Below are 9,115 nucleotides of genomic sequence, written 5' to 3' on the forward strand. Positions count from 1 at the left end.
GAGACAGGATCGGAACGCTTGTCGGCGTGATCGCGGGCTATCGCGGCGGCTGGATCGGCGCGGCGCTGATGCGCACGGTCGATGGCTTCCTGTCTTTCCCGTCAATCTTCCTGCTGCTCGCTTTGGCCGCGGCACTGAAGCCGAGCCCGGCCATGGTCACGGTGATCATCGCGGTCACCAGTTGGATGGAAGTGGCTCGAATTGTCGAGGCCGAGGTCCGCTCTCTGCGCGAGCGCGAGTTCGTCCTGGCTGGGCGCATGCTGGGTTTAAGCGGAGCGCATATCATGTTCCGCGAGATCCTGCCCAACGCCATGGGACCGATCATCGTGGCCGCCACGTTGACGGTCGCGCACGCGATACTTCTGGAAGCCTATATCAGCTTCCTGGGCTATGGCATTCAGCCGCCGCTGGCCAGCTGGGGCAACATGCTGGAGGGCGCCCAGCAGTATCTGTCGAGCGCGCCCTGGCTGGCGATCATCCCCGGGGCCGCGATCACCATCGCGGTTACCAGCTTCAACTTCATCGGGGACGGGCTGCGCGATGCGCTCGACGTGCGAGATGACCGTGTCTGATCTCGCCGGCGAACGCGACCCACTGCCGATCCCTAGAACGCAACGGAAAGTTACGTTCGTGAATGAGCCCAAAGTCCCCGACAAGAATACGCCCTACTGGTGGGAGGAGGCGCCCGTCAGGCCGCTGCCGCCGCAGCCCCTGGCCAAGACGCTGGACGTGGCGATCGTCGGCGCCGGCTATGCCGGCCTGTCGGCCGGGCTGGTGCTGGCGCGGGAAGGGCGTTCGGTTGCCGCCTTCGATGCGATGAATCCGGGCGAAGGGGCCTCGTCACGCAATGGCGGCATTACGAGCGGAAGCATTCGGCCGGATTATGCCACCATCGCCCGACGGTTCGGCGAAGAAAAGGCCAAGGCGATCGAGGCCGAAGGCAAGATCGCCCGGGAGTTCCTGTACGATTTCATCAAGACGGAAGCACTCGACTGCGACTTCCGGCTGGTCGGCCGGTTCACGGGTGCCATAGGATATAACCAGTACGAGAAGATGGCCCGCGGCGCCGAAGGGCTGGCGAAGAGGCTGGGGATCGAATCTTACGCCGTTCCGCATGCCGAGCAGCGAAACTACATAGGCACCGACTTCTACCGCGGCGGCACGGTGCGGATGGACATCGGCGGCCTGCACCCCGCCAAGTTCCATGCCGAGCTGCTGCGGGTGGCGCTCGCCTCCGGACTGACGGTGCATTCAAACACGCCGGTGACCTCGATCGAAAGGGATGGCTCCGGGTTCCGTGTCGCGACTTCGGCCGGGACCGTGCAGGCGCGCCAGGTGTTGGTCTGCACAAACGGCTATACGGACGGCGCCAATCCCTTCCTGCGCCGCCGCCTGGTGCCGGTCCGCAGCCGGATCATCGTCACCGAGGAGCTTCCGCCTGAATTGATGGCGCGGCTTATGCCCAAGCTGATGATGATGGGCGAGAACCGGGAGCTGGGCTTCTACTATCGTCCTTCACCCGACGGCATGCGCATTCTGCTCGGCGGGCGAGACAGCTCCCGCGGCAACAGCGATCCGACAGCCCCGACGCTCCGCCTGCGCAACGGGCTGGTCGAGATTTTCCCGGAGCTGGAGAAGGTTCGCTTTTCGTACAGCTGGTTCGGCAACGTGGCCATGAACCGCGACATGCTGCCCCGCATTTTTGAAAAGGATGACATCGTCTATGCCACCGGCTTTTGCGGTTCGGGCGTGGTCTGGGCACCGTGGGTCGGCACGCGTGCCGCCTACAAGCTGATGGGTCGCGCGCAAGACGCCGGCACGGCTTTCGACTTCCGACCGCCAACTTCCATCCCTTTCTATAGGGGCGATCCCTGGTTCTTGCCGGCGATCATCAAGGGTTACGCACTGCAGGACAAGATCGCCTGGTTGCGTGCCCGGCGCTGAGAAGACGAAGGGTCGGTCAGCCCGACCGCAAGATATCGTGACGATAGCCACATGGCTGCGTCCCCAAGGAAGAGTTTCCGATGCACTACATATCCACGCGGGGCCATCCCGAGCGCAAGGCGTTTTGCGAGATCCTACTCGAAGGTCTCGCGCCGGATGGCGGGCTCTATGTGCCCGAGACCTACCCGCTTGTAGATGGCGCCATGCTGGACCGGTGGCGCGGCGTGTCCTACGCCGAACTCGCCGTCGAGATCCTGTCGCTCTTCATCGACGATATCCCACACGCCGACCTGACCGCGATTTGCGAAAAGACCTACACGGCGCAAAACTTCGGAACTCCCAACATAGCTCCCGTTCGGCATCTCGAGTCGGGTGTCCACGTTCTGGAACTGTCGAACGGCCCGACGCTGGCGTTCAAGGACATGGCCATGCAGCTGCTCGGCAACCTGCTCGAGTACGAGCTGGCACGTCGGGACGAGGAACTCAACATTCTTGGGGCCACCAGCGGCGACACCGGCAGCGCGGCCGAATACGCGATGCGCGGCAAGAAGGGCGTGCGTGTCTTCATGATGTCGCCGCATGGACGGATGAGCGCCTTTCAGCAGGCCCAGATGTTCAGCCTCCAGGACGACAACATCCACAACCTCGCCATCGAAGGTGTGTTCGACGATTGTCAGGACATCGTGAAAGCGGTGTGTGGCGATGCCGACTTCAAGCGGCGTCACCGGATCGGTGCCGTCAATTCCATCAACTGGGCGCGACTGCTCGCGCAGGTTGTCTATTACTTCCACGGCTACTTTCAAGTCGCCAGGAACGGCGCGACCCGCGTCGCCTTCACCGTTCCTTCGGGCAACTTCGGCAACGTCTGCGCCGGTCACGTCGCGCGGATGATGGGACTCCCGATATCCAGTCTCGTCGTGGCGACGAACGAGAACGATGTTCTGGATGAGTTCTTCCGCACCGGTGTCTATCGCGTGCGCGGGCGTGCCGACACGTTCGAGACCTCAAGCCCGTCCATGGACATCTCCAAGGCGTCAAATCTCGAGCGTTTTGTGTTCGACCTGATCGGCCGCGACGCGAGCCGGACGAGATCGCTGTTCGACGATCAGTTGCGGCAAAGCGGGTCATTCGATCTCAGCGGGGATCCCGCTTTTTCCCACGGCGCGGACCGTTTTGGCTTTCGCAGCGGCAAGAGCACCCATGCCGACCGGCTGGCGACGATCCGTGACACTTGGGAGCGTTCCGGCACGCTCATTGATCCGCACACGGCCGATGGCCTGAAGGTGGCGCGCAAGCACGCCGATCCGGAGACGCCGATGATCGTGCTCGAAACCGCGCTGCCGGTGAAATTTGCCGAGACTATCCAGCAAGCTCTGGGCCGCGAGCCCGACCGTCCGCAGCGGTTCGAGGGCATAGAGGACTTGCCGAAACGGTTCAATGTCCTTCCCGTCGATGCGCAAGCCGTCAAGAGCTACATCTCCGAGACCCTGCAGGGCGCAGGCTAGAGAAAACGCCGCGTCGGGAGCTGTTTCTTCATGGCCGTGTACACAGAACTCTCGGACGGCGAGGTCGCGGCGTTCTTTCGGGCGCTGGGACTGGGCCGGCCGCGTTCCGTTCGCGGCATCACGAGCGGGATCGAGAACACCAACTATTTCGTCGATTCCGACACCGGCGCGTATGTGCTCACGCTATTCGAGCGGCTTACAAGCAAGCAATTGCCCTTCTATCTCCATCTCACGAAGCACCTCGCAGAGCGGGGCCTGCCGGTTCCGAACCCGGTCGCCAACGGCGATGGCGAAATCCTTCACGCGCTGAAGGGCCGGCCTGCCGTCGTCGTCGACCGGCTTGCGGGCGAGAGCGTGACAGCACCAGGCGACGCGCATTGTCACTCGATCGGCGAGTTCCTGGCGCGGATGCACGTGGCCGGGCGCGACTACCCGCGGCATCAGGACAATCCGCGAGGTCTCTCCTGGTGGGACGAGGTGGCGCCGGTGGTCAGCCGCTTCATGTCCGATGCGCAGCGCTCGCTGCTCGCGAGTGAGCTGGCTTTCCAGAAGGAGTTAGCGGCTTCCGCATCCTACGCGTACCTTCCCAGAGGGCCGGTTCACGCCGATCTTTTTCGCGACAACGCATTGTTTGTCGGCGAGCGCCTGACGGGCGTCTTCGATTTCTATTTCGCCGGCTGCGACGCGCTTCTGTTCGATATCGCTGTGTGCCTGAACGACTGGTGCGTCGAAGGCTGCACCGGTCGTCAGCACGAAACGCGAACCGCCGCATTGCTAGCCGGCTATGAATCGGTGCGCGTCCTTGCTCCGGCCGAACGCAGATTGCTTCCGGCAATGCAGCGCGCCGGAGCATTTCGCTTCTGGCTTTCGCGTCTCTGGGATCTGCACCTGCCTCGCGAGGCCGCGCTGCTCAATGCACACGATCCCAGCCACTTCGAGCGCATCCTTCGCGTGCTTCGTGGAGAGAACACAACACGGGAGTTAGAGGCGTTATGGCGATGACCCTGGAAGGCCACATTCGAGACCTGCTTTCCCAGATGGAGGCAGCCGGCCTCTACAAGTCCGAGCGCGTCATCACTTCGATGCAGTCAGCCGAGATCGAGGTGGCCGGTGGCGATCGTGTGCTGAACTTCTGCGCCAACAACTATCTGGGTCTCGCCGACAGCGCGGAGCTGCGCGAGGCGGCGAAGGCCGCGCTCGACCGCTACGGCTACGGCATGGCCTCGGTACGTTTCATCTGCGGCACGCAGGAGGAGCACAAGCAGCTCGAAGCCCGGATTTCCGCCTTCCTCGGCCTGGAGGACACGATCCTCTACGGCTCCTGCTTCGACGCTAATGGCGGCCTGTTCGAGACGCTGCTCGGCGAGGAAGACGCCATCATCTCGGACGCGCTGAATCACGCCTCGATCATCGACGGCGTGCGGCTCTCCAAGGCAAAGCGCTTCCGCTATGCCAACAATGACATGGCGGCGCTCGAGGAGGAGCTGAGGAAGGCCGAGGGCAGCCGCTTCAAGCTGATCGCCACCGACGGCGTCTTCTCCATGGACGGCATCATCGCCAATTTGAAGGGCGTCTGCGACCTCGCGGAGAAATACGGCGCCATGGTCATGGTCGACGACAGCCACGCCGTCGGCTTCGTCGGCAAGCATGGCCGCGGCTCGGCCGAGCACTGCGGCGTCGAAGGCAGGGTGGACATCATTACCGGCACGCTCGGCAAGGCGCTCGGCGGCGCGTCCGGCGGCTACACTAGCGCGCGGCGCGAGGTAGTGGACTGGCTGCGCCAGCGCTCGCGGCCCTACCTGTTCTCCAACACGCTGATGCCGGCCATCGCCGCCGCGTCGCTGAAAGTCTTCGACATCATGGACCAGGGCGACGCCCTGCGCCAAAAACTCTACGCCAACGCCGACCGCTTCCGCTCGTCCATGACCAAGCTCCGCTTCACGCTGGCCGGCGCCGACCATCCGATTATCCCGGTCATGCTGGGCGACGCGACTCTGGCGCAGCAGATGGCGGAAAGGATGTTGAAGCGCGGCATCTATGTCATCGGCTTTTCGTTCCCCGTCGTGCCTAAGGGCCAGGCGCGCATCCGCACCCAGATGTCGGCCGCGCATTCCACCGCCGACATCGACCGCGCGGTGACGGCGTTCGGCGAGGTGGGCAAGGAACTCGGCATCATTTCCTGAGGAACAATAGAATGTCCAACATGATGCGCGCCCTCGTTAAGGCAAAGGCCGAACCCGGCATCTGGATGGAGCGCGTGCCGATCCCTGAGATCGGCCCCAACGACGTGCTGATCAAGGTGAAGAAGTCGGCCATCTGCGGCACCGACGTGCACATTTACAATTGGGACCAGTGGGCCCAGAAAACCGTGCCTGTCGGCCTCGTCACCGGCCACGAATTCGTCGGCACGGTGGCCGACGTCGGCAAGGCTGTCACCGAATACAAGGTCGGACAGCGCGTCTCGGGCGAGGGACACATCGTTTGCGGCCATTGCCGCAACTGCCGCGCCGGCCGGGGACATCTGTGCCGCAACACGCTGGGCGTCGGCGTCAACCGGCCGGGCTCCTTCGGCGAGTATGTCGCCATCCCGCAGCACAATGTCGTGCCAATCCCGGACGACGTGCCGGACGAGACCGCCGCGATCTTCGACCCGCTCGGCAACGCCGTGCACACCGCTCTCTCCTTCGACCTGGTCGGCGAGGACGTGCTGGTCACCGGCGCCGGCCCGATCGGCATCATGGCGGCGCTGGTGGCGCAGTGCGTCGGCGCGCGGAAAGTCGTCATCACCGACATCAATCCCGTCCGCCTCGACCTCGCCCGCAAGCTGGGCATCCATCACGTCGTCGACGCCTCGAGGGAAAAGCTGCGCGACGTCATGCGCGAGGAGGGCATGAAGGAAGGGTTTGACGTCGGCCTCGAAATGTCTGGCTCGGCCGTCGCCTTCCGCGACATGATCGACACCATGAACAATGGCGGCAAGATCGCCATCCTCGGCATTGCCCCGACTGGCTTCGAGATCGACTGGAACAAGGTCATCTTCAAGATGCTGACGCTGAAAGGCATCTGCGGCCGCGAGATGTTCGAGACGTGGTACAAGATGATCGCGCTGGTGCAGGGCCCGCTCGACGTGTCCGGCCTTATCACCCATCGTATCGGCATCGACGACTACGACGCCGGCTTCGCCGCCATGCGCTCCGGAAACTCCGGCAAGGTGGTCATGGACTGGTAGGGGTTGTGCTTTAGGCGAGACTCCGGGCCTCGCGGCCTTGGCTCTCCGCTTCAAGCGCCAGCCGCCCCCAAGTGGCCACATCCCTCTAGATGTGGCCGAGTTCGGTCACCGTTCGCTCGTTTGTTGCCGTGCCGGTATTAAGCGTGGTGTCCGGTTCGAACAGCACTACCTCGCAGGTATCGTCCAAAGCCACAGGGCAATGCTCGACGCCATGCGGGACGACGATGAACTCGCCCGGGTCGACGATCTCGTCGCGATCACGAAACTTGATGAGCAGGCGTCCCTTGTGCACAAAGAGAAGCTCGTCCTCCTGCGGGTGGAAGTGCCAGACGAATTCGCCTGCGAACTTGGCGAGTTTGACCTGCATGTTGTTGACCTGGCCTGCGACCTTGGGCGACCAGCTATCCGAGAAGTGCTCGAAGGAGCGTGCCAGGTTCTTCTTGTGGAATGGCGAGATGTGCCTGTTGAGCGTGGCGACGTCGCGCAGGATCGTAGCGAGCTGGCTCGACACATCCTTTTCCGGCGCCGGGTATTTGCCATCCAGCGCGGCGGTGCCGATCGTAAAGCCGGCGGCTCCAGCGTCCCTGACCACGGCGATACGCTCAGGCGTGTCGATCGAGCCGGCAACGTAGACCGGCTTGGACACGGTCGCGCAGACCTTCCTGATTAGGGTCGGGACGTCTTCCCTGGAGCGATAGGCAAGCAGGTCGAGACCATGCACGCCGTCGCGCGCGGTCAGCGCCTTGGCGCTCTCGACAATCTCCTCGATCGTGCCTTCGAGCACGCTCGGATGACCGCTGATGCGCCCCGGGAAGGGGAAGTATTGTATGCTGCTGCCGGCGACGATCGGCAGAACGTCGTCAACGCGCGTGCCGCCCAACAGGATGTCGACGCCGATCTCGACCGCAGCCTTCGCGGAGACGATCTCGCTCTCCCAGTCGAGCGAGACGACTTCGAGATAGGAGGTTGCGCCACCCGCCTTGATGGCTTGGTTGAGCGACTTCAACTGGTCGATCGGCAAGCCGAGATCCTTGAAGCCGATATGGCGGACGCCGAGGTTCAGGGCGGCTCGAAGCTGTGTCGGCGCGTCCTCGACCGTCCGGTCGTTGCGTGTGAGCATGAAGATGAAGCGAAGACCCATCAGACCATCCTTTCAAGTTCTTTGGTCTTGGTTTGTGCTGTAACGAGCCGCCGCGCGTATGCGAGCGCGGTCTTGAGACTGCTGGGATCGGCAATACCTTGACCCGCGATATCGAACGCCGTGCCATGATCGGGACTCGTCCGCACGAACGGCAGGCCCAGCGTGATGTTCACGCCCTTTTCGAGGCCGAGATATTTCACCGGGATCAGGCCCTGATCGTGATATTGGGCCACGACGACGTCGAAGCGACCCTGGCGGGCCTGCATGTGGACGGTGTCGCCGGGCCAGGGGCCGCTGGCATCGATGCCCTCGGCCCGCGCCGCCTCGACCGCAGGCCGGATGATCCGGATTTCTTCATCCCCGAAGAGCCCACCTTCGCCGGCATGGGATTGAGCCCCGCGACCGCGATGCGCGGCGCCGCGATGCCGAGGGCCTTGCCGCTTTCATGCGCCAGCCGGATCGCCGACATCTGCGCGTCGAAATCCGCCTTTTCGATGGCGTTGCGCAAGGACGTGTGGATGGTCACGAGAACCGTGCGGATGTCGTCATTGGCCAGCATCATCGCAACGCGCTTCGCGCCGCTATGGTCGGCCAGGATCTCGGTATGTCCGGGATAGCGGATGCCCGCGCATCCCATCGCTTCCTTGTTGATCGGCGCGGTTACAATGCCGCTGACGGTGCCGGCCTTGGCCGCGGAGATCACGGCTATGATTGCGTCGAAGGACGCCTGGCCGGAAATGGCGTTAACGACCCCAAGCGGCGGCAACTCCAGGATTTGGGTCGTTTCGACCACCTCGATGGACCGAGGCTCGAAGCGTGCTTCCTCGGGTCCGGTGACCTGCCTGACCGTTAGGTCAAGGCCAAGACGACGGACGATGTCCCCCATCACGACGCGGCTGCCGATCACGACGGCCCGCTGGTTTCCCCGGGCCAATGCCTTGGCCACGATCTCCGGACCGATGCCGGAGGCGTCGCCCATCGTTATGGCAAGAGGAGCAGATTGGGTCATGGCAAGGCCTGTGCTGGTGTCGCGGCGTTCTGGCGGAGCTCGGCGATTGCGCGCCGAAGCGTGTCACCGTCACCGAAGCCGCCTGCCTTCATGCCGATGAGAAGCTGGCGCCCGTCCCCAAGGAAAGCGCGGCCCACCGGAAAGCCTGGCTCGAACTCCCGCAGGATCTCGAAGATCTCCAGGAGGTCGAGAATGGCTTCCATGGTATCTCCGCCTGTGGCGATCACGACATCATACGGCTGGCGGCGCAGTCGTTCGGCAGCGTCCCGGGCGATACCGTGCAGGAC

General features: G+C 63.6%; 8 protein-coding genes and 1 pseudogene. 6 read left to right on the plus strand and 3 right to left on the minus strand.

Annotated elements, in window-relative coordinates; translation table 11 throughout:
* From EOA78_RS33940 to tdh, 6 genes are all read left to right on the plus strand, one after another.
* Positions 1 to 572, plus strand: a 572-nt coding sequence (locus EOA78_RS33940; protein WP_164784075.1) for an ABC transporter permease, incomplete at its 5' end; no start/stop codon positions are given.
* Positions 573 to 630: 58 nt separating this feature from the next.
* Positions 631 to 1,944: an FAD-binding oxidoreductase gene (locus tag EOA78_RS33945; RefSeq protein ID WP_127319916.1), complete on the plus strand. Its 1,314-nt coding sequence runs from the start codon at positions 631 to 633 to the stop codon at positions 1,942 to 1,944.
* 80 nt (positions 1,945 to 2,024) lie between these two features.
* A complete protein-coding gene (thrC, locus tag EOA78_RS33950; RefSeq protein WP_127319918.1) occupies positions 2,025 to 3,449 on the plus strand; it encodes a threonine synthase in 1,425 nt (474 codons plus the stop codon).
* Between the two features lie 30 nt (positions 3,450 to 3,479).
* A complete protein-coding gene (locus EOA78_RS33955) occupies positions 3,480 to 4,451 on the plus strand; it encodes a homoserine kinase (protein ID WP_127319920.1) in 972 nt (323 codons plus the stop codon).
* Positions 4,442 to 5,632, plus strand: coding sequence for a glycine C-acetyltransferase (locus tag EOA78_RS33960; RefSeq protein WP_127319922.1), 1,191 nt, complete (start codon positions 4,442 to 4,444; stop codon positions 5,630 to 5,632). Before EOA78_RS33955 ends, EOA78_RS33960 begins: the two co-directional genes overlap by 10 nt.
* 11 nt (positions 5,633 to 5,643) lie before the next feature.
* Complete coding sequence (gene tdh / locus EOA78_RS33965; protein WP_127319924.1) at positions 5,644 to 6,678, plus strand: L-threonine 3-dehydrogenase; 1,035 nt, start codon at positions 5,644 to 5,646, stop codon at positions 6,676 to 6,678.
* An 85-nt stretch (positions 6,679 to 6,763) separates the two neighbouring features.
* Here the strand turns inward: tdh and EOA78_RS38020 are convergent, their stop codons facing one another.
* From EOA78_RS38020 to EOA78_RS33980, 3 genes and pseudogenes are all read right to left on the minus strand, one after another.
* Positions 6,764 to 7,819, minus strand: a complete 1,056-nt coding sequence (locus tag EOA78_RS38020; RefSeq protein WP_127319926.1) for a cupin domain-containing protein — start codon at positions 7,817 to 7,819, stop codon at positions 6,764 to 6,766.
* Positions 7,819 to 8,828: pseudogene (gene pdxA / locus EOA78_RS33975) on the minus strand (4-hydroxythreonine-4-phosphate dehydrogenase PdxA). Before pdxA ends, EOA78_RS38020 begins: the two are co-directional and overlap by 1 nt.
* On the minus strand, positions 8,825 to 9,115 hold a 291-nt coding region (locus EOA78_RS33980; RefSeq protein ID WP_281034101.1), incomplete at its 5' end, for a nucleotide-binding domain containing protein. The gene EOA78_RS33980 and the pseudogene pdxA, both read right to left, overlap by 4 nt.

Source organism: Mesorhizobium sp. M5C.F.Cr.IN.023.01.1.1, from assembly GCF_003997585.1.
Taxonomy (GTDB): Bacteria; Pseudomonadota; Alphaproteobacteria; order Rhizobiales; family Rhizobiaceae; genus Mesorhizobium; species Mesorhizobium wenxiniae.

Bases quoted from the DNA above. Each gene is read 5' to 3' on its own strand.
- thrC (WP_127319918.1), top strand. From the start codon at position 2,025: ATGCACTACATATCCACGCGGGGCCATCCCGAGCGCAAGGCGTTTTGC.
- EOA78_RS33955 (WP_127319920.1), top strand. From the start codon at position 3,480: ATGGCCGTGTACACAGAACTCTCGGACGGCGAGGTCGCGGCGTTCTTT.
- EOA78_RS33960 (WP_127319922.1), top strand. From the start codon at position 4,442: ATGGCGATGACCCTGGAAGGCCACATTCGAGACCTGCTTTCCCAGATG.
- tdh (WP_127319924.1), top strand. From the start codon at position 5,644: ATGTCCAACATGATGCGCGCCCTCGTTAAGGCAAAGGCCGAACCCGGC.
- EOA78_RS38020 (WP_127319926.1), bottom strand. From the start codon at position 7,819: ATGGGTCTTCGCTTCATCTTCATGCTCACACGCAACGACCGGACGGTC.